Genomic DNA, 23,895 nt, shown 5'->3' with positions numbered 1-23,895 from the left:
GCGGGGTCCGCGATCCTCGCGCGCGGGGTCCACGATCCTTACACGCGGTCTCCGCGATCCTCACGCGCGGATTGCCTCTAGACTCGACGGCATCGGTAGGTGATCCGCAGAATATCGAGGCGGAGAGCGGCGGGCGGAACGGACGGGGCACCCTGTGACATTCAACGACAACGCGCGAATCGACACCGGCAAGGTGTCGAAGCGGAGCGGCGCACGACGCGGCGGGCTCATTGCCGGCGGTGGGGGCATCGTCGCGCTGCTGCTCGTGTTCGGCTCGCAGATGCTCGGCGTGAACCTGATGCCGTTCGCGCCCGTGGTCGATCAGCTCATCAGCGGCAGCTCCCTCTCCGGGGAGCGCACCGAGGCACTGCCCGGCTGCGAGACCGGGGCCGACGCGAACGACGACGCGGAGTGCCGCATGGCCGCAACCTCAGATTCGCTCGACCGGTACTGGGAGGGGCAGGTCGATGGCTACCGCTCTCCGGCCGACGTCGTGCTGTACGACGGGCAGACCCAGTCGGGGTGCGGTACCGCGTCCTCGGCGACCGGGCCGTTCTACTGCCCCTCTGACCAGGCGATCTACCTCGACGTCGCCTTCTTCGACACGCTGAGCGGCGACTACGGCTCCTCCGACGGATCACTCGCGCAGATGTACGTGCTCGCGCACGAGTGGGGCCATCACATCTCGAACCTCATCGGCACCCTGCAGCAGGCGGGTCGCGAGACCGGCCCCGCGTCGGGGTCGGTGCGCCTCGAACTCCAGGCCGACTGCTTCGCGGGGGCCTGGGTGAAAGACGCCTCGACGGTCACCGATGATGCCGGTGTGCCGTTCCTGCAGCCGGTGACGCAGCAGCAGATCGCAGACGCGATGAGCGCGGCAGCGGCCGTGGGCGACGACCACATCATGGAGTCGGCCGGCGTCGAGGTGAACCCCGAGCGCTTCACGCACGGCACCTCCGAGCAGCGGCAGCGCTGGTTCCAGGCGGGCTACCGCAGCGGTCCGGCCGCGTGCGGCACCTTCGACGTGCCCGCCTCGGAGCTGTAGGCGCGGCCGGCGCTCAGCGCCGCTTGCGCTTCTTCTCAGCGCGGCGCAGGGCCTTCGCGCGCTCGGCCTTCTCCTTCGCCGCCGCGAGCTGCGCGCCTCGGCTGCCCGGTTTCGGCCCCGACTTCTTCGCCGCGGGCTTCGGCTGGGCCCGCTTCGCCGGCTTCGAGCGGGCACGCGCACTCTCGTCGTGAGCGGCGGCGGGGCGCGAACTGCGGGCGGTGCGGCCGCGCATGATGCCGACGAGCTGCTGCACGTCGGGGGCGTCGCGATCCAGATCCCAAGTCGCCCAGATCGTGCTGCCCGCGAGCTCCGGGTCGCCGATGACGGGCACGACGGCGTGCTGCCGCTTGTCGATGAGGTGCCGGGCGAGTGGGAGGGGGAGCAGGATCGCGCCGGCCCCGCTCGCGACGAGGGCGAGGGCGGCCTTGATGCCGCCGGGCATCCAGGAGGGGTCGCTCCATGGCTGCGGGGCGGGCCACTCGGCGAAGTGGTCGGGGTGGTCGAGCAGCGTGACCAGTTCGAGATCGTCGATCGAGATGTCCGAGGCGTCGGCCAGCTCGTGGTCGGCGGGCACGACGAGTGCCACCGCTTCCGTGTAGAGCCGCATCGCGTGCCGGGTGGAGGCGAGGTCCGAGGAACCTTCCGGGCGTTCGCCGGCACGCGTGCGCTCGAGCATCACATCGACATCAGCCGGCCGCGTGCCACGGCCGAAGGGGGCCTCGACGGGTACGAGTTCGAGTGCGCCGCCGCCCGCCTTCTCCCAGCGCCTGGCCCACTTGCCGGGTGCTGTTCCTCGCGTGAAGCCGAGGCGCAGGACGGACGGCTCGGCTGCGGGGGCGAGGGGAAGTTCGGGATCGCTCACAGCGCTATCTTCGCGTAGATCTCGTGCGTGTAGGGGAGCCGTGCCGAGGAGAGCGCGATGCGGTAGTGCTCGGGCGATTCGACGTGCCGCAGCGGGGTGCCCTCCTCGACGTAGTGCGGGTGGGCGAGGCGCGCGTGGCCCTGCGGCGGCAGCCCGCTCGCCGGTACCACCCGCCACCAGGAGACGGCATGCCCGTAGAGGGCGAGAACACGGCCCACCGCACGCGGGGCCTCGGAGCCGATGGCGATCCCGACGTCCCCGTAGGTCATCACGTGACCGGCCGGGATTCGCTCGACAACGTCGAGCACTGCTTCGACGAACTCCGGGCTGGGCATGAGACCAGGGTACGCCTCGCAGCGAATCGCGAATCGCGAATCGCGATTCGCATCGACCATCGACCCGGCCTGTTTGTATCGAGCCGACCCGCGATTCGCGCGCATTCTCGGCCGTCTCGATAGAAACAGGCCGGGTCGACACAAGCAGGTCGACACAAACAGGCCGACTCGGTCCAATCTGGGTTGCTCGGCGCGCCGCTATCCGAGCGAGGAGACTCCGAGCAGCGTGCCGATCAGGTATGTCGCGGCCACGGCGATCCCGCCGAAGACCAGCTGCCGCAGGGCGCCCGAGAACGGGCTGCGGCTCGTGAACCTGGCCGCGGTGAAGCCGGCCGCGAGGAGGCCGGCGCCGCCGAAGGCGAGCCCCCACCACAGCGTGCCGAAGCCGAACAGGAACGGCAGTACGGGGATGATCGCACCCACGCCGAACGCGATGAACGACGAGACGGCGGCCACGAGGGGTGATGGGCGGTCGTCGGGACTCAGCCCGAGCTCGTGGGCGAGGTGCACCTTCAGCGCCTGCTCCGTGTTCGCGTGCACCTGCGTCGCCGCGTCGCTCGCCGTCTCTGGCGTCATGCCGAGGTGCTCGAACATCACGGTGAGCTCCGCCTGCTCGCCGACCGGGTTGCGGTCGAGCGCCTCTCGCTCGGTCTGCACCTCGACCGCGAGCTGCTCGTTCTGGGTGCGCACCGAGGTGTACTCGCCGAGCGCCATCGAGATCGCTCCGGAGATGAGGCCTGAGATGCCGGTGATCGCGATGATGCCGGGGCCCGCCCCCGCTGCCGCGATGCCGGTGATGAGGCCGATGTTCGAGACCAGCCCGTCCATCGCCCCGAATACGGACGCCCGCAGCCAGCCCGAGCCCGCCGAGGATGAATGGGTGTGGTCGTACTCGTGCGGATTGGCGATGTTGAAGTGGGTGTCGTTCATGGGATCCTCGGGACTCGGACGCTACCCGTCACCGGGGCAGCGCTGATCGGAGCGGCCGGTTCGGGGCAGGGCATTGCCGCACGGAATGCCGCGCGACCGCAGCAACCGTAGCAAGGTTGTCGAGCGAGGGAGAAGCCCTGACTGAAGCTCGGTTCGGCGACGGTTCGAAGTTCGCCTGGGCGAACTTCGAACGCGTGCGCGCGGGCGTCATTCGGGGCTGCTCGCTATCTCGGGAGCCGCGCCGGAGGGGGACGCTGCGGGATCAGAACGGCGCCGGAGCCCGAGGGATCAGGGCGCCGTCAACCGCAGCACCTCGCCCTCCCACCGCGATCGCAGCCAGCGATCGTGCGTCGCGATCACGAGGCCCGTTCCCGATTCGGGATCGACGGTGAACTCGCGCAGCGCCTCCTCGAACTCCTCGACGAGGGTGAGCGAGAGGTGGTTGGTGGGTTCGTCGAGCAGCAGCAGATCGGGAGGATCCGCGACAAGCGCGGCAAGCGCCAGTCTGCGGCGCTGGCCGACGCTGAGAGCGCCGACGGGGCGTCCGATATCCCGCTGCGCCAGCAGGCCCGTGGCCGTGAGCGGGACGGCATCCGCGATCTCGAAGCCGACCTCGTCGACGTAGACGCGCTCGGCGGAGCGATCCGGGTCTGCGAACTCCGCCTCCTGCGGAAGGTATCCGACGCGGGTGCTCGGCGCGGTCTCGAGCTCGCCGCGATCGGCGTCGAGGCGGCCGGCGAGGATCGCGAGCAGCGTCGACTTGCCCGCACCGTTCGGGCCGGTGAGCATGATCCGCCCGCCCGGTTCGATCTTCAGCGAGATTTCACGGAGCCGTCCCGCGAGCGCAACGCGATCCGCGCGGATGAGTTCCGGAGGCGGAGTCTGCGCCTCTTCCCGGCTCGCGGTCCCGGTCGCGAGCCCGAACCCTCTGAAGCGCAGCGGCTCCGGGGGTCGCCGCACCCGCTCCCGCTCGAGCGCTTCGAGGCGCACGCGCGCGTTGCGGGCGCGGCGGGCGGTCACCCGGGCATCCTTGTCCGCATAGAACTTGCGCGTGATCTTCGCCTCCGACTTCGACTCGTGCTTGCGGTTGACCTCGCGCGATCCGACCTCGATCTCGTGGAGCAGCTCCTCCCGCTCGACGGTTTCCGCGGCATAGCGGGCGCGCCACCGCTGCATCTCCGCCTGCCGCGCGGCACGCGCCGCCGAGTAGCCGACGCCCCAGAGACGAATGCCGAACCCCGAACCGGTGTCATCGGTCGACGGTTCGTCGTCGGAGGAATCGGCCTCCACGGGTTCCGACGCCGTCGCCCGCTCGGCGTCGGCGAGCACTCGGGCGGGCAGCGGCAGGGCGTCGAGGTCGAGGATCCGCGTGGTGACCGCGTCGAGCAGCGCGCGGTCGTGGCTCGCGACGATCACGATGCCGGGCCAGCTGCTCAGTACGCGCTCGAGGTAGGCCGCCGACGCATCGTCGAGGTGGTTCGAGGGTTCGTCGAGCAGCAGGGTCTGCGGTGCCTCGAGCAGCAGCGCCGCGAGGGAGAGCCGCAGACGCTGGCCACCCGACAGCTCGCCGATCGGGCGGCGCTCCGAGATGCCGCCGAGCCCGAGCCCCGTGAGGATCTCACCCCTGCGGGCCTCAGTAGACCAGGCGTCGGTCTGCTCCGCATCCTCGAGGGCGCGGGCGTAGGCGTCCGCGACGGCGGCGTCTTCGGGCTGCTCGGCGAAGCGCGCGCCGAGGCGCTCGATGCGTGTGAGTGCGTCGAGCGCGGCGCGCTGGGCGTCGTCGAGCACCGTCGCGAGTGCGGTTGCGTCGGGGTAGGGGAGCTGCTGCCTGAGCAGCCCGACCGATCCGGGCAGCGTCACGGTGCCGGAGTCGGGCGTCGTCTCCGGGATCCGCGCGTGCGACGTGTTCGCCGCGATCGCCCCCGGCGTGCCCGGCTCACCCGCCGCTCCCGCCGCGGCGATGCTGCCCAGCAGCGTCGATTTGCCGGTGCCGTTCTCGCCGATGAGGCCGATTCGGTCGCCCGGCTTCGCGGAGAACGAGATGTCGCTGAGCACGCGGCGGTCGCCGTAGGTCTTCGAGACGCCGTCGACGGTCAGGTGGGTGGCGCCGTGCGCCGATCCCGCGCCCTCTGAAGCGGGACGGGATGCCGCGCGGGTCGCGGCGGTGAGGTCTGGAGCGGTGGTGTACGGTGCGGGCATGGTGGCCGCCTCTCGGAATCGGGTGTTCCGCGGGGGCGATGGGGGCGCTGGTGCTGAGCGGGCGCCGCGGCGAGCCGTGACAGGCTTCGGCGGATCGCGATCCGGGTGCGCCGGTGGCGCGTCGGCCGGATGAGCCCGAGGTGAGTACGCAGCAGCCCCTGACATCGACCCCGGCGCGCGCGGCGCGCAGCGGAACCGGGTAGGGGATCTGAGGCTGCGTTAGTTCTTCACGGGAGAAGAGCCTACGCCCGTCGCGCGCCCGCCGCAACGGGGTTCCTGCAAACCATCGACCCCTCCCTGCACCTGTCGAGGGGAGCAACCCGATCCCCCTCTTCTTTCTCCCTGCGACAAGCTCAGGGGGCGGGATCTTCTTGTCGCCGAGATACGGATCTCGCATGCTGGATCGCGATTCCGCATGTGAAATCCTCCTCTCGGCGGGTCGGCGGGTCGGCGGGTCGGCGGGTCGGCGGGTCGGCGGGTCGGCGGGTCGGCGGGTCGGCGGGTCGGCGGGTCGGCGGGTCGGCGGGTCGGCGGGTCGGCGGGTCGGGCGGGGTCGGCAGGCCCGACTTCGCCGACCCGCTGGGAACCCCGGAGCGGGCGGCGTACGCTGGAGGTCTGGCGACGGGAGAGCAGGCATGACGATGGAGACCAGCGGACGGATCACCTCGACGGATCGGGGTGCGGATCTGGCGCTCGCGCGATCCCTCGCCCTGCCCGCCGAGGAGGCATGGGCCTACCTCACGGATTCGGAGCTGACGGAGCAGTGGTTCGGTCCGTGGGAGGGCGACGGGCGCGCCGGCGGTGCGGTGCGGGTGCGCATGCGCTTCGAGGATCACGAACCCGCGATCGGCATCCGCATCCTCGCGTGCGAGGCGCCCGAGCGACTCGTGCTGAAGGCCGAGGACGAGGTCGGCGGCTGGCACATGGAGCTGCTCGTCGAGCGGGACGGCGACGACTCGTTGCTGACCTTCGTGCATCACCTCGACACCCTCGACGAGGTCGGCGAGATCGGACCGGGCTGGGAGTACTATCTCGACCTGCTGGTCGCTGCGACCGAGGGCACCGAGCGGCCGAGCTTCGAGAGCTACTACCCCGCGATGCGCGAGGCGTATCTCGATATGCGCCCGTAGGGGGTGCGAGGCCGTCAGCCGGCGGAGAGCGCCGCGACGACGTCCTTCGCGGTCGCTTTCGCCGATCCCGGGTTCTGGCCCGTGACCAGCCTGCCGTCGACCACCGTGTGCGAGATGAACGGGATCCGCGCCTTCTCGTAGTGCGCGCCGCGCTGCTTCGCGGCCTGCTCGGCGTTGTAGGGGACCAGATGATCGACCCGCGCGAGCTCCTCCTCCTTCCACGAGAAACCGGTCATCCGGCGCCCGGCGATGAGGAGCGATCCGTCGCTCAACCGCGTGTTGAGCAGACCGCAGTAGCCGTGGCAGACCGAGGAGACCACCCCTCCGCGCTCGAAGATCTCGCGCGTGATCCGCTGCAGGCCCTCGCTGTCGGGGAAGTCGTACATGACCGCGTGACCGCCGGTGAAGTAGATGGCGTCGTAGTCGGCGGAGTCCGCGTCGTCGGGGTGCAGCGTGCGTTCGAGCAGAGCCGACTTCTCCGGGTCGGAGAGCCACGCCTTCGAGGTTCTATCGGAGTTCGGGAACTTCAGGGAGCGCGGTTCGAGCGGCGAGGATCCGCCCCGCGGGCTGACGATCGACTGCTCGAAGCCCTGCCGCTCGAAGACCTCCCACGCGTGCGTGAGCTCGGAGAGCCACAGCCCCGTGGGGTGCCCGGGATCATCGTAATGGCCGACATCGGTGACGACGTGCAGGATGCGTGCGGACATGCGAAGCTCTTCTCTTCCGGGTGGCGAGGGGTGCGGCGGATCAGGCTGGGCCTCCGTACGCGCTGCGCAGCGCCCCGACCGAGTCGCGTACGCGGGAGGCGACCGCAGACGGGTCCGACGCGGCGAGTTTGCCGTCGAGGTGGAGGAACGCGAGCCCGTGTGTGAGTGCCCACAGGGCGACCGCGAGCGAATCGTGGTCCGCCCCGGGGAGGACGTCGCGCAGGGAATCGGCGAGCAGGGCGCGCAGCTCGGCAGCTGCCCGCACTCGATCGTCGTTGCTGTCGTCGCACTCCTGACCGAACATCAGCTTGAACACCGCCGGCCGGTCGAGGGCGAAACGCACGTACGCGACGGCGAACTCGATGAGCTCTTCCTCCGACCGTGCGGGCCTGCCGTCGAGCGAGAGACGCTGCCTGAGATCGTCGAATCCGCGCACGGCGAGCGCAGATTCGAGCGCCTCCCGGTCTGCGAAGTGCCGGTACGGGGCGGTCTGGGAGACCCCGGCCCGCCGGGCCACGGCGCGCAGGGAGAAGTTCTCGCCGGCCTCCAGCATCTCACTCGCGGCCTCGAGCAGGGCCGTTCGCAGATCGCCGTGGTGGTAGGCGTCGCGCGCTGAAGCTGGCACCGGGTTCCCTTCGTGAATACTCTAATGTGAGCAGTGTAAACATTTTTGGTCGGGGTGGCAAGAGTCTGGGGCGTCTGCCCAACGGACTCCGCCCGCCGGATCATGGCAGTGCGAATTCGTCCGACTCGAGGTTGCATCGCCGGTAGCAGAGGCCGTTCTCATCCGCGTAGACCTCGGGAGAGATGGCGAAGACGCCGATGAACTGGTAACCGCTGCGGCCCACCGCGTCGCGCACTCGCGCGAAGGTGATGCGTCTCGAGGTGTCCCAGTGCGAGCCCTGGTGGGTCGCCTCGTACTCCTCGCGAGTCACCCCGTACTCGAACGGGGGAAGGGGAAGCTGCGACTCTCCCCGCAGTTTCCTCGACTCGTTCTCCTGCCGGACATCGCGCCTGCGGGCGACGGATTCGGGAGTCGGATCCGCCTGACCGATCCACACGCGGTCGCCGTCGGGGAAGAGCACGTTCAGAATGCCCTTCGAATTCGTGGAGTGGTATCTGCCGTCAGCGTCGGCCTCGCTGAGCGTCGGGCACCACACGGCGAAGGTGTCGTCCAGGCGGAAGTTCGTTTGGAACGTGCTCGCCTTCCCCTCCGGGTTGCCGCGTCCGAAGAGACGGCGGATCTCGCCGTTGTGCGCGAACAGCCACTCGTCGGAGACGCGGAGCACACCCGCATCGCGCGCCTGCTCCCAGTCCTTCCGATCGGTGTCCCAGGGCTTGAGCCCGGTGGCCCAGCTGAAGGCGCCCTCGGCGACCGCCCGCTTCCGTTCCCGGATCTGTTCGACGACCTCATCGAGCGTCGAGAGGATCGCGTTCGGCTCGACGACGTTCCCCTCGGCATCGGTGACGACGCTGACGCGCAGCTCCAGATAGTCGGGGATCACCCGCGCGATGTCGTTCGTGCGCTGGCCGTCTGCGGCTCGGGCTTCGCCGCTGGAGAAGTGCTGGGCCTCGTCGCACTCGACTCCGAGGTGCAGCTGCGGGAAGTAGAGGTCGATGAAGGCGTGGCGGGTGTCGGTCTCATCTCCGTCGTTCTTGACTCGCGCCAGGTTCGCCAGCCCCACCCCGGTGCTCGCGGCGCGCCGATTCACATACTGCTGGGTCACCGGGCGGAGATCGGGATCGCCCAGCGCGTGCCAGATGTGGTTGACCACGAAGTTCTCGTACTTCTTGCCTCGTGTGCGGCCCGAGAACGTCGCCACCAGGTATTCGAAGTTCTCGCGGTTCATGTCGTCCCTCAATTCTCTGCGGAGTCGGCCGGGCGTCGGTTCCAGAGTATGGGGGACCACTGACGGTCTTGCGCTGATCTTGCAGTGGCGCGCTGCTGCGGGGTCCTGTTCCTCGGCCCCGTCGAGAGGCTGATTCCGCAGCTCATCCCTCACCGAAAGCTGCGAAACCCGCCTCTCGAGGGGGATGCATCGGTGCGGGGCGCGAACACGCGTTCAGACCGCGTATCCCTCGACGGGCCCCTCGGTGTTCGGTTTCCATCCGAGCGCGGGTGCCACGTGCTCGGCGAACGCCGAGAGCACGTGCAGGTTGTACTCGGGGCCGAGCTGGTTCGGAATGGTGAGCATGAGGGTGTCGGCCGCCATCACGGCCTCGTCGGCGCGCAGCTGCTCGATGAGGCGGTCGGGGGTGTCGGCGTAGGTCTTGCCGAACGTCGAGCGCAGGCCGTCGATGATCCCGACCTGATCCTGACCGTCACGGCCGCGCACGCCGAAGAACATCTCGTCCGGCTCGCTCACCAGAGGGAAGACGCTGCGGCTCACCGAGACGCGCGGAGCACCGGTGTGCCCGGCCTCCCGGTAGGCGTCGCGGAAGCGGTCGATCTGCTCGCGCTGCAGTTCGTGGAACGGCTGCCCCGTCGCCTCCGTCAGCAGGGTCGAGCTCATGAGGTTGAGTCCCTGCCGACCGACCCACTCTGCCGAGTCGCGGGATCCCGCACCCCACCAGATGCGGTCGCGCAGCCCGGGGGAGCGCGGCTCGATCGCGAGTCTGCCGGGAGGTGCCATCTGCGGGTCGCTGTCGACGAGCGCGTCGCCCTCGATGGCGCGCATGAAGTGATCGAACTTGTCGCGGGCGAGGTCGGCGCCGCGCGGGTCCGTCGACCCCGTGTACCCGAAGGCCTCGTAGCCCCTGAGCGCGGTCTCGGGGGACCCTCGGCTCACCCCGAGTGCGAGCCGACCCTCGGCGATGAGGTCGAGCGCTGCCGCCTCCTCTGCGAAGTACAGCGGGTTCTCGTAGCGCATGTCGACCACGCCCGTGCCGACCTCGATGCGCTTCGTGCGGGCGGCCATCGCGGTGAGCAGCGGGATCGGCGAGGCCGCTTGCCGGGCGAAATGGTGCACCCGCATGTAGGCGCCGTTCACCCCGAGCTCGTCGGCACCCTCGGCCAGCTCGATGGTCTGGTGCAGCATGTCCCCGGCGGTGCGCACCCGCGATCCGGGCACGGGGCCGTAGTGCCCGAAGGATAGGAATCCGAAAGCTCTCATGGCGGATGCAACGCGAGGCAGGCAGCCGTATTCCCGCGGCTGCGCGACCAAGGGTGAGTGTCAAGCTTCCTTGACTTTAATGTAAAGGAAACTGTACATTCAGACTATGTCCCCGACGAACTCCTCCCCAGCGCCCGCCGATTCCCCGCCCCGGACGCCGATGCTCCGCCTGCTCGGAGTGCTCGCCGTCCGGCCCCTGCTCGTGCTCGCCCTCGGCCTGATCCTCGTCGCCGCGAACCTGTCCCTGATCTACGCCAATGCCCTGGTCGTCGTCATCGATCTCGCGGCGCTCGCCGCAGTCGGCCTCGCGATGCGCGCCGAAGGACGCGGCCTCCTCGATCTGTTCCGCCCCTGGCGGTGGGTGGACCTGGCCTGGGGAGCGCTCATGCTGATCATCCTGCTGATCGGATTCCTCGCCTCGAACTTCGCCGCCAACCTCATCGTCTACGGCGGTGCGCCGCCGATCCCGACCGGCGCCCCGAGCGTTCCGCTGTGGGTGGGGATCGTCGCGATACTCATCGCCCCGTTCACGATCGCCCTGGCCGAGGAGGCGGTCTACCGCGGTTACGCGCAGCCTCGGCTCGCGGGTCGCATCGGCACCGCCCTCGCACTCGTCATCGTGGCGATCGTCTTCGGGATCCAGCACATCGGATTCGCGCTCTCCTCACCGGCCGATGTCGCGGCAAAGGTGCTCACCACTCTTTTCGCGGGGCTCATCCTCGGCGCGCTGATGCTCTGGATGCGTCGGATCGCCCCGCTCGTGCTCGCCCACTGGGGGCTCGACCTGCTGCTCCTCGGCCTCCCGACGCTGATGCTCGCACTGGCCTGACGCGGCGCCGATCCCGGGTCCGGCCCATCCCGGCCCCGCCGGGAGCACCCATTTCGAACGGTACCCCGGGACCATGCGGACGGTACCCGAGGGCGATCCGCGATCCCGCACCCCGCCCGTAGCTTCGTGAGCATGGAGATTCAAACGAGCGATATCGGACTGGTGGCGCGCGTCGCCCACCTGGGCAAGCACTACGGCGAGGGACCGCAGCGGGTCACCGCACTCGACGACGTGTCGATCGGCATCAGACGCGGTCAGTTCACGGCGATCATGGGGCCGTCGGGGTCGGGCAAGTCGACTCTCATGCACGTGATGGCCGGTCTCGACACCCCCAGCGAGGGGCGGGTCTGGCTCGGCGACGATGAGATCAGCGGCCTCGGCGACGCGGCGCTGACGAAGCTGCGACGGCGCAGGATCGGCTTCGTGTTCCAGTCGTTCAACCTCGTGCCCACGCTCGACGTGATGGGCAACCTGCGGCTGCCGTTCGAGCTCGACGGGCGCCGTCCGAACGCCGAGGAGCAGCACCGCATCGGCGCGCTCGTCGAGACGCTGGGGCTCGCCGACCGTCTCAAGCACCGCCCGCACGAGCTGTCGGGCGGGCAGCAGCAGCGGGTGGCGATCGCGCGGGCGCTCGCCACGCAGCCCGACGTGATCTTCGCCGACGAGCCCACCGGCGCACTCGACTCCCGCACGGGGCGCGAGGTGCTCGGGCTGCTGCGATCCGCCACACGCACGGCCGGCCAGTCCATCGCGATGGTCACGCACGACCCGGTCGCGGCGAGCCATGCCGACCGCATCCTGTTCCTCGCCGACGGACGCATCGTCGCCGATCGCGGCGCCATGAGCGCCGAGCAGATCTCGGAGACGATGCTCAACCTCGAGACGGTCGTGTCGGGGGCGGCGGCGTGAGCGGCAGGATCCGGGAGCACGCCTCCACCATCGTCGTCTCGGCGCTGTCATCGCTGTTCGCGGTGACGCTGATCCTGTTCACCGGGATCCTCACCGCCGCCATCGACCCCGCCGTGATCGAGAGGAGCGGCACGTTCCGGCTCGTGCTGATCATGGTGGCCGCCATCTTCATCTTGATCGCGCTCTACGTCGGAGCGATCGTCACGGCGAACACCTTCTCGACCATCATCGCCGGGCGCACCCGCACGATCGCGCTGCTGCGGCTCATCGGTGCGACCTCGGCCCGCGTGCGGGCGCGCGTCGCGGGGGAGGGACTCGTGATGGGGTTGCTCGGGGCCGTTCTCGGGTTCGGGATCGCCGAAGCGCTGTGCGCGGCGGCCGTGACCTGGGGGCCCGAGCTCGGTTGGCTGCCCGCGGGGCGCGACTATCCTCTGTTCGATCCGCTGACCCTCATCGCGGTCGCGATCGTCGCGCTCACCACGTGGGTCGCGGCGTGGTCGGGATCGCGGCGGGTGGGCAGGGTCTCACCGATCGCTGCGACCGGCGCGGCCGTCGAACTGCCCGCGGAGCGATCCCGTCGCAGGCCGGCGCGCACGGTGTGGTCCGTGATCCTGCTCATCATCGGAGCCGCGCTGCTCGCGATCGGTATCGCCCTCGGCCTCGTCACGCCGCTCGCGCTCTTCATCGCGTTCTTCGGCGGTCTCTTCTCGTTCACCGGCATCGCCCTCGGCGCGCACCTCATCATGCCGCCGCTGCTGCGGCTCTCCGGCCGCGCGCTCGGCTCCGGTCCGTCCGGCCGCCTGGCCGCCGCGAACGCGGTGCGCTTCCCCGAGCGCAGCGCGCGCTCGACCATCGGTCTCGTGATCGGTGTGACGCTCGTCACGATGTTCGCGGTCGCCCTCGCGAGCTACGAGACGATGACGCTGCAGGCGTTCGAGAACGATCCCGCGCTGCGAGAGGAGCATGCAGGCACCCTCGCCGTCACCACCGCGGTCTTCACCGGCCTCGTCGGCTTCTCGGCGGTCATCGCCGCGGTCGGCCTCGTCAACACGCTCTCGCTCAGCGTGCTGCAGCGCACCCGCGAACTCGGACTGCTGCGCGCGCTCGGCTTCACCGGGGCGCAGGTGCGCCGGATGGTACTCGCCGAGAGCGCCCAGATGACGCTCACCGCGCTCACCTTCGGGCTCGTGCTCGGCGTCTTCTACGGCTGGACCGCCGCTGTGACACTGCTCGGCTCCCAGTCGGGCATGATGGCTCCGACGATCCCCTGGCCGATCATTGGCGGTGTCGCGGTGTTCGGGATCGCGCTCGCCCTGATCGCCGCAGCCGCACCCGCGCGGCGCGCGATCCGCGTCTCGCCCGTCGCCGCGCTCGCCGCTCAGTGAGCAGCGCCGGACGGGACGCGATCCGAGTTGCCCCGGCTATGGGATCTGCCGTCCGTATGGCCGACCAGGCCTGGATCGCTATATCTTCGGCAGATCCCATACCGATGGCCGGTCTGCGAGACGGTCCTCGCGACCGGCCCCTGAAGAATGTCAGAGGCCCCGAGTAGGCTGAAGCCATGACCGTTGTGATTGATCCTGCATTCGATCCCGTCCCTTCTCTCTCCCACGCGCCCAGCGTGAGCCTGTCATCCGAGGCACCGGCCGATACCGGCGCGCTGGCCGTATTCGTGCCCTCCGAGGGCGAGCTGCCCGAGGGCGTCGCCGAGATCGGTCGGGACGCGCTCGCCGCAGCCGGCTTCACCGGCGGCGAGAACCAGACGCTGCTGCTGCCGGGCATTCCGCTGCGGGTGCTGGTCGGCACGGGAAAGGCGGGCATCGACTCCGACGCCCGTCTGCGCGACGCCGTCGCGGCGTTCACCCGCGCGGCTCGGGAGGAGGCGCGGATCGCGGTCGATCTCTCGGGGGTGCTCGCATCGGGCGAGTGGGACGTCGAGGTGGCCGTGCAGGCCGCGATCGAGGGCGCCGTTCTGGCCCGCTATCGCTATGACGCTCTGAAGAGCGACCCCAAGACTGTGGCGCTCGAGGAGCTCATGCTGCAGATCGGCGACGGGCACGGCGACGAGGCATCCGGCGATATCGAGCGGGGCGTCGAGCGCGGCCTGATCCTCGCCCGCACCGCCGCGATCTCCCGTGACCTGGCCAACACCCCGCCGCGCCACCTCAGCGCGGTCAAGTTCGCCGAGGTGGTCGAGCGCCTCGCGCCCGACTTCGGACTCGAGGTCGAGGTCTTCGACCGCGAGGCGCTCATGCGGCTCGGCACGGGCGGCCTGCTCGGCGTCAACGCCGGCAGCGTCGAAGAACCGCGCATGATCAAGGTCTCGTACCGCCCTGAAGGCACCGCTCTCGCGGACGCGGAGGCGCACCTCGCGCTCATCGGCAAGGGCATCATGTACGACTCGGGCGGCATCAGCCTGAAGCCGTCCAACGCCATGCACGCGGCCATGAAGTTCGACATGATGGGCGCCGCTGCCGTGTTCGCGTCCATGACGGCGCTGCGCGACCTCGGGGCGAGCACCGCGGTCACGGGCTGGCTCATGTGCACCGACAACATGCCGTCGGGCAGCGCCACCAAGCTCGGCGACGTGCTCACCATGCGCGGCGGCAAGACCGTCGAGGTGAAGAACACCGACGCCGAGGGCCGTCTCGTGATGGCCGACGGCCTCGTGCTCGCGACCGAAGAGCAGCGCAGGCCCGACGCGATCGTGGACATCGCGACGCTCACCGGCGCCGCGATGATGGCGCTCGGCACGCGCACCGCCGCGATGCTCGCGAACAACGATTCGGTCGCGGAGCAGCTGCAGGCCGCGGCCGACGCGACCGACGAGAACATCTGGCGTTTCCCGCTCGACCACCGCTATCGCGACCAGCTCAAGTCGAACGTCGCCGACCTCTCGAACATCGGCGGCCAGTACGCCGGGGTGATCCTCGCCGCGCTCTTCCTCAACGAGTTCGTCGACGGCCTGCCCTGGGGCCACCTCGATATCGCGGGCACCATGCAGTCCGAGAGCGACGACCTGTGGCGCTCGGTCGGCTCGACCGGTTTCGGCGCGCGTCTGCTCGCTGAGTTCGCCGCCGGGTTCGAGAAGCCCGAGGCCGACACCGACACCGACGGATCGGTTGCCGACGATGAGTGACGCCGCGGCCTCCGCCTCCCGGCGCTCTCGACACCGCGGGAGATCCTCGCGCGCTCCTCAGAATCTGCTCAAGGATCGCGACGCCTATATCGACTACCTCTCGGAGTTCATCGCCGAGGCGCCGTCGTCGTATCACGCGGCTAAGGCGCTCGCGAAGGCGCTCGAGGGAGCGGAGTTCGTGGCGCACGACGAGACCGAGGCTTGGGAGGCGGTGAACGACGGATCGCGTGGCTTCGTGCGCCGCGATGGCGCTTTGATCGCGTGGCGGGCCGGCAAGAAGGTCACCGCTGGCAGTCCGGTGCGCGTGCTCGGGTGTCACACCGATTCGCCCGGTTTCTCGGTGAAACCGCAGCCCGACTTCACGGCCCACGGCTGGAGTCAGGTGGGCGTCGAGGTCTACGGCGGCCCGCTGCTCAACTCCTGGCTCGACCGCGACCTGGAGTTCGCCGGTCGGATCGTCACTCGCGAGGGCGTCGAGCACCTGGCGCGCACGGGCGCGGTGGCCCGCATCCCGCAGCTCGCGATCCATCTCGACCGCGAGGCCAACTCGGGTCTCACTCTCGACCGGCAGCGGCACACGCAGCCCGTGATCGGGCTCACCCCCGTCGGCGGTGCGGAGGAGAGCGCCCCGTCGGCGCTCGCGCTCCTTGCAGACGCGGCGGGGATCCGGGTCGATGAGATCGCTGCAGCCGACGTGCGCCTGCATGACACGCAGCCGCCGGCCCGCATCGGTGCGCACGGCGAGCTTTATGCTTCGCCTCGGCTCGACAACCTCAGTTCGACGGTCGCCGGCCTCGTCGCCCTGCTCGCCGCGGAACCGGCGCCCGGCACCATCGCGGTGCTCGCGGCGTTCGACCACGAGGAGCTCGGCTCCGAGACGCGCTCGGGAGCCTGCGGGCCGTTCCTCGAGGAGGTGCTGGGCAGGATCCGTGCCGGTCTTGACGCCTCGGTCGATGATTCGGCTCGGGCCCTTGCCCGATCGTGGTGCCTGTCGGCAGATGCGGGGCACTCGGTGCACCCGAACTATCCCGAGAAGCACGATCCCCGCGTGCAGCCGCTCGCGGGGCGCGGGCCGATGCTGAAGGTGAACGCCAACCAGCGTTACGCCAGCGACGCTCACGGCGCCGCTCTGTGGTTGCGCGTGTGCGAGGCGGCCGGGGTGCAGACCCAGGAGTTCGTGTCGAACAACACGTCTCCGTGCGGATCCACGATCGGGCCGCTCACGGCGACGCGCCTCGGTATTCGCACCGTCGATGTCGGGGTGCCGCTGCTGTCGATGCATTCGGCGCGCGAGCTCGCGCACGTCGACGACCTGCACGGACTCGCCCGGGCGACTGGCGCGTTTTTCGCGACCCTGTCATAATCCGGCTCACGTTCGCTAGGATCGTGCTATGAGTGAGATGCAGCAGTCGGGACACAGCGGCGTCGCCCTCTCGCACAATGCTCTGATGCCGAGTGTGCAGCGAATCGGGCAACGCGACATCGAGATCACCTACCTGGGCACGAATGCGGTCGGACAGCCGACGTGGATCATGTGGAACGCGTCGGAGCCCTACCTCATCGGCATGCTGTCGAGGGGCAAGATGGGGTACCACTTCGAACAGCGCACGAGCTCGGGTGTCATGCTGCACGAGAACATCTCGCTCAGCAGGGTGCAGCGAGCTCTCGGCGGGTGAGTGGCCCCGTCTGCTGCCTCAGCATCGAACGGCCCCCAGCGCGGCGATCTCGCCCGTCTGGGGGCCGTTCTGCGTATGCGACGCGCTGGTCTGACTCGAGGTGCGCTCTGGCGATCCGGCTGCCCTGGCGGCCGGTCGTTCTGTCGGTCGCGAATGGAGTGCAGTCCGCACCGAGAGGCGCGACACGCCAGGGATGCGCACTTATCGGTCCCGATTTGCACTGAACCCGCATCCCCGCATAAGATCATATCTCGGTAGCAAGCGCGAAAACGCTTCGGCCCCATCGTTTAGCGGCCTAGGACACCGCCCTTTCACGGCGGCAGCACGGGTTCGAATCCCGTTGGGGTCACTAAATACCGAATACAATTGAATACACCATGGCCCTGTGGCGCAGTTGGTTAGCGCGCCGCCCTGTCACGGCGGAGGTCGCGGGTTCAAGTCCCGTCAGGGTCGCCAGTCGAAGAACCCTTCCATTGGAAGGGTTTCTTCGTCTCGGGCGATCGCCATGAAAGTGATTGTCTGGCTCTGTAGCTCAGTTGGTAGAGCGCACGACTGAAAATCGTGAGGTCACGGGATCGACGCCCGTCGGAGCCACTGCGGGAGTATTACGCCCGCTCCGAACCCCCGCGTAGCTTCTACATCGCGGGGGTTCTTCTGTGTTTTCGAGATGATGTCCTGGCCCTGATCGCGGACGGGCTGGAGAGCGGATTCAGGCCGCGTCTCTCCGGTGGTGCTCCTCTTTACCTGTTCTTGATCGCGCGGACATGGTCCTCGCGAGGCTCGACGACGTGTTCGGCATAGTCGGGATGCTTGCGCAGCCAGGACTTCACGTATGGACAGACCGGCACCACCTTCGCCCCGTCGACGATGGCGTCGTCCACGGCCGCCCGCACGAGGGTGGAGGCGAGGCCATGCCCGGCGTAGTCCTCCGAGACGCCAGTGTGGTAGAAGACGCGCTCGACCCGACCCCCGCCGTCGGTGACGTCTACGAAGGCCTCCTCACCGATCTCCACAGGGTCGGATGCGTCTGCGACTCCGTTCTCCTCGGGACGTTGGTCGATGAGCACATAGCGGCTCCGCTCTGTCTGCTTCTCAACGGTGAAGCGATTGTCTGGCATGGTCGCTCCCTTCTGCTGCAGGTTGTCAGTTCCTATACGATCTTGCGCCTACTCGTCTCAGCCCTCAGCCCTCAGCCCTCAGCCGCGGGGTCGTAACCGGGTGAGTGGAAGAACGGGAGCCGGCAGGGGATCACGTTGACCCGGCGGAAAATCGCCGAAGAGTGCTGGCTTTCCGACATCGCGCGGATCTGGTGCTTCGAAGCCGAGTTCGGCCTGGTAGCGGCGGCGGAATTCGACAATCTCTTCGTGCGAGCGCCCCACGAAGTTCCACCACATGACGATCTGTTCGCCGAGCGGGACTCCGCCGACGAGGACGATACGAGCCCCTTCGGGCCCGGCCTCGATGAGGATCGTGTCGGATCCGGCGGGAACGTAGGCCAGGAACCGGTGCTCGATCTCGGTTCCATTGACCCGGATCTGGCCCGTTTCAGCCAGGAGCCCGTGCTCGAAGGAGCGACGCACGGGCAGCCGCACCGACGCTCCCGCTTCGATGATGAGCTCAGATCCGAGGAGGTCGGGGGTGCGCGTGTCCACCGGCGACGAGGCTCCGAGGAACTCGCCGATGAAGGTCCGCGCGGTCAGCCCTGGAATCCGGACCGGATCGGGAACCCAATGGACGAAGTGATTCTCACTGAAGCGAGTCGATTCTGGCAGGGCGTACCAGAGCTGGACGCCGTGGAGGATCGGAGACCGGTCCGTGCTTATCTCCTGATGCGTGATCCCTTTCCCGGCGATCATCAGGTTGAGCTCACCGGGTCTCACCTCGGCGCCGTTGCCCGCCGAATCGTAATGGTCGATACTGCCGGTGAAGAGCCAGGATACGGTGGCGAGACCGGTGTGCGGATGCCGCGGCACGACCATCCCGCCCGTCTTCGCGACGTCATCGGGGCCGTAATGGTCGAGGAAGCACCAGGCTCCGATCAATGAGCGGGTCCGTTGAGGAAGCGTGCGGTAGACCGTCATCGCGCGCGGCCCGCCGAGGGGCACGAGACGCGGTTCGAGGAGTTCGACCGCTGTGCACGGAGCGCCCGGCTCGAGCACCATCAGATCAGGGTTCTTGTCAAGGTTGCTCATGCGAGGTCGGCGCGCCCATCGTCATCGATCAGTGCGGAGGGGCCCACCTCGGCTGTGGCGAGGCGTGCTGCCTCCCGCTGGGTATACAGGTCAGTCTCTCTCCACGCTAGCAGCAGGTCAAGCTTCTGCTACCTCACTCCGGATCGCCTCGTGCGCTGCGTATGCATCCGAGCAGCCCTGTCCATGAAAAGGTGCACCTCGCAATCCATCGAGCCCGATCCGTGGGTGCCACGGCGGCTCCAAGAACGCCCTGCGATGCCCCAGGTCCGGTAGTTTGTGCAGCATGAGCAATATCGCTGCTGACGCACTCTATGAGGTGTCGTATCGGTCATCCTGGGGCGCAGGCGATGACACGCTCGGGCACGTGGTGATCCGCCGGCTCGACGACCACGAGGTCGTCGCCGAGTTCCCCGCGCGCACCGAGAAAGAAGCGCGCGAGCTCGTCGCGCGGGCCGAGGCAGAAATCCGCGGATCGGCCGGCGCGTTCGAGTCGGCGTGGGACATCGGCTCCGGGGTCGCGGCGGATCCCGGCCCCGATGTGCTGCGGGCGAGCGTCGCTGGGGAGCGGGGCGTTCGGGATCAGCGAGCAGAGCCGGATCGCGGCCCCTCTCCGGGCGAACGCGTCATCGGGCCGGACCCGCGCCTCACGGTGCTTCCGGGACCGGGTGATGTGTTCGCGACGGATCAGATGTGGCTCGAGCGGTTGCTGCACCCGCTCGTCTCGGTCGATCTCGGCGCGATCGATCCTGCGTGGAGCGGCCGTGTGCACCTGCTGAGTCCTGTCGAACCGGTCGAGGGGCTGCTCGGTGCGGACACGGTCGAGCATCACGATGAGTTCGCCTGTGAGGACTGGATCTCGTTCCGCGTCGAACCGGATGGGCATTACCGATATCTCGGGCAGCGGGAGCTCTTCGCGCTCGAGGCAGGGGAAGGAGCTGGGTCAGCCGGTGCGGACGAGCCGGTGGAGCTGCGCGAGTTCTACGCTGAGGCCGAAGCCGAGTTCGCCGCCGCGAGGGTGCGATGGGAACGCCTCGACAAGCTGGTCTGGGGCGACGAGGAGGATCCGACGCGCCAGCGCGAAGGATGGGATACGGACATCGCGATTCTCGACCAGCTCGGCGGAGAGCCCGGTTACGGCAACTGGACGAGCTTTCCACCGCCCGCGGCGTTCCGGTTGGACGAGAGCGATCCGTTGACGCCGGTGCTGCGTCTCGTCGACGGTCGGCCCTTCGCCTTCGTGGGGTGTACGGCCGGGTACCCCTGGCGCGAGCAGGGGGCAGACGGGATCCTGCTGTTCTTCGAACCCGAGACCCGCACCGCGGTGCTCACCTTCGACTGGACCTGACCGACGCGGGCGATCCCTCTCAGACTCATCCGGTGAGCCCGAATCCCGAATTCATTGATAGCGTGAAGCCAAGACATAAATTATGGCGGTGCCGAACTGCAGGGCCGCAAGCTCGTACACATGCATCTCGTGCAACGGGCACGGACGGGGAGGAGACCCGATGCCGATCATCCTGGTGATCCTGTTGGTGATGCTGGTCGTCTTCGTCATCCGGCTCATCATCGGGTTCATCATGCATCCGGTCGCAACGATCGCGAAACTGGGCAGCCTGGTGTGCAACCTCATCGGGTTGATGGCACTCGCGGTCCTGTTCCTCGGCATCGCTCTGCTGATGGGATGGGTGGAGTCCAGCGAGGGGGCATCCGCCGAGAACCTCCTGATCACGATCGGTGCCGGTATCGTCATGGTGGTGGCGTTCGGGCTGTCGTCGGTGCTGGGCCGTGCGAGACGTCGCGCTGAGCTGCGGCGCGAGTACGCCGACCACTACGCGGTGTCGCAGGAGATGGAACGCCGGTTCGATCGCTGACCGCTGACGGGTGGTCGCGGCGCTCTGGAGACGGCAGCGCCGAGCTTGTAGGTTCGCATCATGATGAGATTCGTGCCGACGCGATCGCACCGCTCGGTGGGTGACCAGTACAACCCACGGCTGCGGGTGCATATTTACGCAGGTGCCGACGATGAGCTCTGTGTGCACGACCTCGTGGATGCGTCGATTGAAGAGGCGCTCGAAACCGCGCGCATGCTCTCGGAGGACGACGCCCGCCTCTGGTCCCTCGCGCTCGTATGCGACTCCGCCGATCCCGTGCTGATCTGGCTCTCCGGGGGCGATCACCGGAAGCCGCCGGGAGATGCTGACGAGTGGCGTCGGCGGGCGCAGATGCAGGATCGCTATCTCATGGCACGGTCTCTCCGCGACGAGCAAGTGCTGCTGCCCAACGGATTGCGAGCCGTCTCGATGTTCCCGGAGTGGATGGTCAGGCTTCCGCTGTGGGAGCGCTTCGGCGATTCCTACCCGGTCGAACGCGGGGAACTGCCGATCTCGGGCGCGCTGGAGCAGGATCTCATCGAGTGGAGCCGGGAGTGGGAGAGCTATGGAATTCACGAAGACAGGCCGCCGGCCTGGTTCGAACGCGGGTGGAAACTGCATGAGCGGCTGCAGCAGGAGCTGGCCGGGATCGCGGAGGTTCGCCCGCAGTTCGCCTACTGAGCCGGAGTTCCGGGCAACCCGTCGAATGACCGCAGGCCTCGTGCGAACAGCTGCCAGACTGGGCGGAGCCGCGGCCGTTGCCGGAGCGCGGCAGCCGGTGTCGGGCGCTCGACCTGGTTTCGCCGTTGCCGGCGATCTCGACTACGAAAGGAGCAACGATGACCTCGTCATCCTCTGCCTCCGTCCTGCGCCGCGTAGGAGGGCTCGCGGTCGCCGCGGGTTCGCTGTTCACGGCAGCCGGCGTCGGGGCCTGGATCACCGTCACCAAACAGCTGCGCGAGGAGAAGATCGTCGTGCCGGGCAACGCGCCCGTGCTGGCAGGCGAGCCGGTGCAGGATCCGGCGACGGCCTACGTCGAGGCGCTCGTCATCAAGAACAATGCCGAGCGCGGTGCGGAGGGGCGCACCTTCGCCGACATCAGCGAGGCACTGCGCAAGGTCGAATCGGGAAGCGATGAGGAGCGCAAGCTGCGAGGTCAGAGCGCCTCGCTCTCGACGGCGGCAGCGTTGCGTACTTCGCTCATGAAGCCGGTGCTCGCCTACGGTGTGAGCGCGTTCGCGGCGGGGGTCGGTGTGTTCCTCGCGGTCGTCGGTACCCAGCTGCGCCGCGAGCCCTCGCCCCACCGCCGTTCAGTGGTGGCCGTGCGTCGAGGTGCCGTGCGGAACCGCCGCCGCCCCGGGCTCGGTCTCGGCGAGCGCGGGCGTGGTGATCGCCGCCACGATCATCGCCTGAGCCGTCAGTGTCAGCAGGAACGCCCTCGGACGGGGATTGGGGCGCTGCTCCCGGTGTTCCCCGCGCAGGCTCACCGCTGCGAACATGGCCGTGATCCAGTGCAGGCCGACGAGCGCGAGGCACGGGGCCAGCCCGATGGTTCGGGTGAAGAGCATGAGGATCGCGGCGAGACCGAGCACGGCGCACACGCCGATCGCGGTTCCTGGGGCGAGGATCCTGCCGGCGCGCATGACGAGCACCCCCCACACCACCTCGAGCGCGGCCGCCGTGAGCAGGGACGCGGCCACCCACGGATCCGCTCCCGCGGCCACGGCAGTCAGGACGAGGCCAGACCCGATGGCCGCGAGAGCGGACCAGAGTTGGCCGATCATCACACGGCGGGGGATGCCGTGAGGCGCGCCTTGTCCGCTCCGATGCTGACCCCCAGCAGGATGAGCGCGCTGCCCAGGTGGAGGATGTGGTCGGCGGTGTTCAGCGCGAGGATGTTCGCGCCGGTGTCGGCGATGAAGAAGCCCACGATGCCGAGCAGCAGGTAGGCCGCGCCCACGACGCCGTTGACCGCCTTGGCAGCTCGCGCTCCTGCGAGGCCGCCGAACAGCAGCGCCGCGCCGATGAGCAGGTGGGCGACGTTGTGGAAGGGGTTCACTTCGAAGAGACCGAGCAGCAGACCGCCCTCGGTGGCGATGAAGTCGACGCCGCTCGTGACCGTGAATCCGAGGATGCCGACCAGCAAGTAGACCGCTCCGAAGATGACGCCGACGAGCCGGTTGGGTGAGTTTTTCACGATACTGCTCCTTTGGGATCGTTCGTGACGACCGCGGTTTGCCTGCGTGCTGCGCCGATCGCCGGTTCCCGACCAGTCTCCAGCGCGCGGGTTCGCCGCAACAGACGCTTGTGCGCCGCGGGGTCGGTGTGTTAATGGCGGGGCCGATTCCGGCTACCCCACCAGCGATAGGCTCATGGGTTATGGCTATCGGCGCGACGATTCACACCTTCGAAGTGCAGTTGGCGGACGTGGATCGCGGAGTGTACGAAGAGCTCTCGCTGCGCGTCGCCAGACATCCCTCGGAGACGGATTCCTTCATGATGACGCGCGTGCTCGCGTACTGCCTCGAGTACGAGGAGGGCATCGTCTTCGGAGCAGGCGGGGTCTCCTCGACGGAGGAGCCGGCGGTGCTCGTGCGGGATCTCACCGGCCGCATCACCGCGTGGATCGAGATCGGTGCTCCTGACGCGCAGCGGCTCCACTTCGGCAGCAAACTCGCCGATCGCGCGGCGGTATACACTCACCGCGATCCCGCGAAGCTTCTCGCATCGTGGGAGGGGAAGACTGTTCACCGAGCGGAGAGCATCCCGCTCCGCTCGTTCGACGCAGGTTTCATCGACACCGCGGTGAACGAACTCTCGAGACGGAACACGATGACGGTTTCGGTGACCGAGCAACAGCTCTATCTCGAACTGAACGGGGCTTCGAGGGATACCACGATCCACGAGCATCGACTCGCGTGAGTGCTCGCCGGCAGAGCGGCCGGGAACGAGAAGATC

General features: G+C 68.7%; 24 protein-coding genes and 3 tRNA genes. 15 read left to right on the top strand and 12 right to left on the bottom strand.

Annotation, left to right across the window (positions count from 1 at the left end):
- Positions 1-154 precede the first annotated feature (154 nt).
- Positions 155-1,045, top strand: coding sequence for a KPN_02809 family neutral zinc metallopeptidase (gene ypfJ / locus AC0KXF_RS09910; RefSeq protein WP_473109021.1), 891 nt, complete (start codon positions 155-157; stop codon positions 1,043-1,045).
- Positions 1,046-1,058: 13 nt separating this feature from the next.
- On the opposite strand, the gene AC0KXF_RS09905 is transcribed toward ypfJ, so the two are convergent.
- The 4 genes from AC0KXF_RS09905 to AC0KXF_RS09890 form a co-directional block, all read right to left on the bottom strand.
- Positions 1,059-1,907 carry a LysR substrate-binding domain-containing protein gene (locus tag AC0KXF_RS09905; protein WP_473109020.1) on the bottom strand — a complete coding sequence of 283 codons (849 nt, stop codon included), beginning with the start codon at positions 1,905-1,907 and terminating at the stop codon, positions 1,059-1,061.
- The gene (locus tag AC0KXF_RS09900) at positions 1,904-2,242 is read right to left on the bottom strand and encodes an MGMT family protein (RefSeq protein WP_473109019.1); all 339 of its coding nucleotides are present in this window, start codon (positions 2,240-2,242) and stop codon (positions 1,904-1,906) included. Before AC0KXF_RS09900 ends, AC0KXF_RS09905 begins: the two co-directional genes overlap by 4 nt.
- A gap of 198 nt (positions 2,243-2,440) precedes the next feature.
- On the bottom strand, positions 2,441-3,172 hold the full coding sequence (locus tag AC0KXF_RS09895; RefSeq protein ID WP_473109018.1) for a VIT1/CCC1 transporter family protein: 732 nt from the start codon (positions 3,170-3,172) through the stop codon (positions 2,441-2,443).
- 288 nt (positions 3,173-3,460) lie between these two features.
- Positions 3,461-5,371: an ABC-F family ATP-binding cassette domain-containing protein gene (locus tag AC0KXF_RS09890; protein ID WP_473109017.1), complete on the bottom strand. Its 1,911-nt coding sequence runs from the start codon at positions 5,369-5,371 to the stop codon at positions 3,461-3,463.
- Positions 5,372-6,006: 635 nt separating this feature from the next.
- Between AC0KXF_RS09890 and AC0KXF_RS09885 the strand changes: the two genes are divergently transcribed.
- Complete coding sequence (locus tag AC0KXF_RS09885) at positions 6,007-6,501, top strand: SRPBCC family protein (protein ID WP_473109016.1); 495 nt, start codon at positions 6,007-6,009, stop codon at positions 6,499-6,501.
- Positions 6,502-6,515: 14 nt separating this feature from the next.
- On the opposite strand, the gene AC0KXF_RS09880 is transcribed toward AC0KXF_RS09885, so the two are convergent.
- The 4 genes from AC0KXF_RS09880 to AC0KXF_RS09865 form a co-directional block, all read right to left on the bottom strand.
- Positions 6,516-7,208 (bottom strand): type 1 glutamine amidotransferase domain-containing protein, encoded by a 693-nt coding sequence (locus AC0KXF_RS09880; RefSeq protein ID WP_473109015.1) that lies wholly within the window; start codon positions 7,206-7,208, stop codon positions 6,516-6,518.
- A 40-nt stretch (positions 7,209-7,248) separates the two neighbouring features.
- Entirely contained in the window at positions 7,249-7,833 is a 585-nt protein-coding gene (locus tag AC0KXF_RS09875; protein WP_473109014.1) for a TetR/AcrR family transcriptional regulator, read from the bottom strand.
- 100 nt (positions 7,834-7,933) lie between these two features.
- On the bottom strand, positions 7,934-9,058 hold the full coding sequence (locus AC0KXF_RS09870) for an AbaSI family restriction endonuclease (RefSeq protein WP_473109013.1): 1,125 nt from the start codon (positions 9,056-9,058) through the stop codon (positions 7,934-7,936).
- A gap of 213 nt (positions 9,059-9,271) precedes the next feature.
- Entirely contained in the window at positions 9,272-10,321 is a 1,050-nt protein-coding gene (locus AC0KXF_RS09865) for an LLM class flavin-dependent oxidoreductase (RefSeq protein ID WP_473109012.1), read from the bottom strand.
- Between the two features lie 106 nt (positions 10,322-10,427).
- Between AC0KXF_RS09865 and AC0KXF_RS09860 the strand changes: the two genes are divergently transcribed.
- The 9 genes from AC0KXF_RS09860 to AC0KXF_RS09820 all read left to right on the top strand — a co-directional run bounded on the left by AC0KXF_RS09860 (position 10,428) and on the right by AC0KXF_RS09820 (position 17,468).
- Positions 10,428-11,150, top strand: a complete 723-nt coding sequence (locus AC0KXF_RS09860) for a CPBP family intramembrane glutamic endopeptidase (RefSeq protein ID WP_473109011.1) — start codon at positions 10,428-10,430, stop codon at positions 11,148-11,150.
- 132 nt (positions 11,151-11,282) lie between these two features.
- Positions 11,283-12,059, top strand: coding sequence for an ABC transporter ATP-binding protein (locus AC0KXF_RS09855; protein WP_223043226.1), 777 nt, complete (start codon positions 11,283-11,285; stop codon positions 12,057-12,059).
- Positions 12,056-13,444, top strand: coding sequence for an ABC transporter permease (locus AC0KXF_RS09850; RefSeq protein ID WP_473109010.1), 1,389 nt, complete (start codon positions 12,056-12,058; stop codon positions 13,442-13,444). Before AC0KXF_RS09855 ends, AC0KXF_RS09850 begins: the two co-directional genes overlap by 4 nt.
- 176 nt (positions 13,445-13,620) lie before the next feature.
- Positions 13,621-15,198, top strand: a complete 1,578-nt coding sequence (locus AC0KXF_RS09845; RefSeq protein WP_473109009.1) for a leucyl aminopeptidase family protein — start codon at positions 13,621-13,623, stop codon at positions 15,196-15,198.
- Positions 15,191-16,561, top strand: a complete 1,371-nt coding sequence (locus tag AC0KXF_RS09840; protein ID WP_473109008.1) for a M18 family aminopeptidase — start codon at positions 15,191-15,193, stop codon at positions 16,559-16,561. The genes AC0KXF_RS09845 and AC0KXF_RS09840 overlap by 8 nt, the downstream gene beginning before the upstream one ends.
- A gap of 28 nt (positions 16,562-16,589) precedes the next feature.
- A complete protein-coding gene (locus AC0KXF_RS09835; protein ID WP_473109007.1) occupies positions 16,590-16,874 on the top strand; it encodes a hypothetical protein in 285 nt (94 codons plus the stop codon).
- 276 nt (positions 16,875-17,150) lie between these two features.
- Positions 17,151-17,223 (top strand) — tRNA-Glu (locus AC0KXF_RS09830).
- A 30-nt stretch (positions 17,224-17,253) separates the two neighbouring features.
- Positions 17,254-17,330: transfer RNA gene (locus tag AC0KXF_RS09825), tRNA-Asp, on the top strand.
- Positions 17,331-17,395: 65 nt separating this feature from the next.
- Positions 17,396-17,468, top strand: a tRNA-Phe gene (locus AC0KXF_RS09820).
- 146 nt (positions 17,469-17,614) lie between these two features.
- Here AC0KXF_RS09820 and AC0KXF_RS09815 read toward each other — a convergent pair.
- Together AC0KXF_RS09815 and AC0KXF_RS09810 are read right to left on the bottom strand one after the other, a co-directional pair.
- Complete coding sequence (locus AC0KXF_RS09815) at positions 17,615-17,992, bottom strand: GNAT family N-acetyltransferase (RefSeq protein WP_473109006.1); 378 nt, start codon at positions 17,990-17,992, stop codon at positions 17,615-17,617.
- Positions 17,993-18,070: 78 nt separating this feature from the next.
- A complete protein-coding gene (locus AC0KXF_RS09810; RefSeq protein ID WP_473109005.1) occupies positions 18,071-19,066 on the bottom strand; it encodes a pirin family protein in 996 nt (331 codons plus the stop codon).
- 283 nt (positions 19,067-19,349) lie between these two features.
- Here AC0KXF_RS09810 and AC0KXF_RS09805 point away from each other — a divergent pair, with 283 nt between their 5' ends.
- The 3 genes from AC0KXF_RS09805 (at position 19,350) to AC0KXF_RS09795 (ending at position 21,618) form a co-directional block, all read left to right on the top strand.
- Positions 19,350-20,411, top strand: coding sequence for a hypothetical protein (locus tag AC0KXF_RS09805; protein WP_473109004.1), 1,062 nt, complete (start codon positions 19,350-19,352; stop codon positions 20,409-20,411).
- 160 nt (positions 20,412-20,571) lie between these two features.
- Positions 20,572-20,937, top strand: coding sequence for a hypothetical protein (locus tag AC0KXF_RS09800; RefSeq protein ID WP_473109003.1), 366 nt, complete (start codon positions 20,572-20,574; stop codon positions 20,935-20,937).
- A gap of 60 nt (positions 20,938-20,997) precedes the next feature.
- Positions 20,998-21,618 carry a hypothetical protein gene (locus AC0KXF_RS09795; RefSeq protein WP_473109002.1) on the top strand — a complete coding sequence of 207 codons (621 nt, stop codon included), beginning with the start codon at positions 20,998-21,000 and terminating at the stop codon, positions 21,616-21,618.
- Between the two features lie 629 nt (positions 21,619-22,247).
- Here AC0KXF_RS09795 and AC0KXF_RS09790 read toward each other — a convergent pair.
- Both AC0KXF_RS09790 and AC0KXF_RS09785 read right to left on the bottom strand, forming a co-directional pair.
- Complete coding sequence (locus tag AC0KXF_RS09790; protein WP_473109001.1) at positions 22,248-22,721, bottom strand: hypothetical protein; 474 nt, start codon at positions 22,719-22,721, stop codon at positions 22,248-22,250.
- Positions 22,721-23,134, bottom strand: coding sequence for a DUF4383 domain-containing protein (locus tag AC0KXF_RS09785; protein WP_473109000.1), 414 nt, complete (start codon positions 23,132-23,134; stop codon positions 22,721-22,723). The genes AC0KXF_RS09790 and AC0KXF_RS09785 overlap by 1 nt, the downstream gene beginning before the upstream one ends.
- A gap of 182 nt (positions 23,135-23,316) precedes the next feature.
- On the opposite strand from AC0KXF_RS09785, the gene AC0KXF_RS09780 reads away from it, so the two are divergent.
- Positions 23,317-23,859, top strand: a complete 543-nt coding sequence (locus AC0KXF_RS09780) for a YaeQ family protein (protein ID WP_473108999.1) — start codon at positions 23,317-23,319, stop codon at positions 23,857-23,859.
- Positions 23,860-23,895 lie beyond the last annotated feature (36 nt).

The organism is Leucobacter holotrichiae (assembly GCF_055791005.1).
The sequence above is the reverse complement of the archived record's forward strand: the minus strand, read 5'-3'. Positions and strand labels throughout refer to the sequence as shown.

What these genes read in the sequence shown, in the direction of transcription:
- AC0KXF_RS09900 (WP_473109019.1), bottom strand. Translation starts at nt 2,242, where the DNA reads ATGCCCAGCCCGGAGTTCGTCGAAGCAGTGCTCGACGTTGTCGAGCGA.
- AC0KXF_RS09895 (WP_473109018.1), bottom strand. Translation starts at nt 3,172, where the DNA reads ATGAACGACACCCACTTCAACATCGCCAATCCGCACGAGTACGACCAC.
- AC0KXF_RS09890 (WP_473109017.1), bottom strand. Translation starts at nt 5,371, where the DNA reads ATGCCCGCACCGTACACCACCGCTCCAGACCTCACCGCCGCGACCCGC.
- AC0KXF_RS09885 (WP_473109016.1), top strand. Translation starts at nt 6,007, where the DNA reads ATGACGATGGAGACCAGCGGACGGATCACCTCGACGGATCGGGGTGCG.
- AC0KXF_RS09880 (WP_473109015.1), bottom strand. Translation starts at nt 7,208, where the DNA reads ATGTCCGCACGCATCCTGCACGTCGTCACCGATGTCGGCCATTACGAT.
- AC0KXF_RS09870 (WP_473109013.1), bottom strand. Translation starts at nt 9,058, where the DNA reads ATGAACCGCGAGAACTTCGAATACCTGGTGGCGACGTTCTCGGGCCGC.
- AC0KXF_RS09865 (WP_473109012.1), bottom strand. Translation starts at nt 10,321, where the DNA reads ATGAGAGCTTTCGGATTCCTATCCTTCGGGCACTACGGCCCCGTGCCC.
- AC0KXF_RS09860 (WP_473109011.1), top strand. Translation starts at nt 10,428, where the DNA reads ATGTCCCCGACGAACTCCTCCCCAGCGCCCGCCGATTCCCCGCCCCGG.
- AC0KXF_RS09855 (WP_223043226.1), top strand. Translation starts at nt 11,283, where the DNA reads ATGGAGATTCAAACGAGCGATATCGGACTGGTGGCGCGCGTCGCCCAC.
- AC0KXF_RS09845 (WP_473109009.1), top strand. Translation starts at nt 13,621, where the DNA reads ATGACCGTTGTGATTGATCCTGCATTCGATCCCGTCCCTTCTCTCTCC.
- AC0KXF_RS09840 (WP_473109008.1), top strand. Translation starts at nt 15,191, where the DNA reads ATGAGTGACGCCGCGGCCTCCGCCTCCCGGCGCTCTCGACACCGCGGG.
- AC0KXF_RS09835 (WP_473109007.1), top strand. Translation starts at nt 16,590, where the DNA reads ATGAGTGAGATGCAGCAGTCGGGACACAGCGGCGTCGCCCTCTCGCAC.
- AC0KXF_RS09815 (WP_473109006.1), bottom strand. Translation starts at nt 17,992, where the DNA reads ATGCCAGACAATCGCTTCACCGTTGAGAAGCAGACAGAGCGGAGCCGC.
- AC0KXF_RS09810 (WP_473109005.1), bottom strand. Translation starts at nt 19,066, where the DNA reads ATGAGCAACCTTGACAAGAACCCTGATCTGATGGTGCTCGAGCCGGGC.
- AC0KXF_RS09805 (WP_473109004.1), top strand. Translation starts at nt 19,350, where the DNA reads ATGAGCAATATCGCTGCTGACGCACTCTATGAGGTGTCGTATCGGTCA.
- AC0KXF_RS09800 (WP_473109003.1), top strand. Translation starts at nt 20,572, where the DNA reads ATGCCGATCATCCTGGTGATCCTGTTGGTGATGCTGGTCGTCTTCGTC.
- AC0KXF_RS09795 (WP_473109002.1), top strand. Translation starts at nt 20,998, where the DNA reads ATGATGAGATTCGTGCCGACGCGATCGCACCGCTCGGTGGGTGACCAG.
- AC0KXF_RS09790 (WP_473109001.1), bottom strand. Translation starts at nt 22,721, where the DNA reads ATGATCGGCCAACTCTGGTCCGCTCTCGCGGCCATCGGGTCTGGCCTC.
- AC0KXF_RS09780 (WP_473108999.1), top strand. Translation starts at nt 23,317, where the DNA reads ATGGCTATCGGCGCGACGATTCACACCTTCGAAGTGCAGTTGGCGGAC.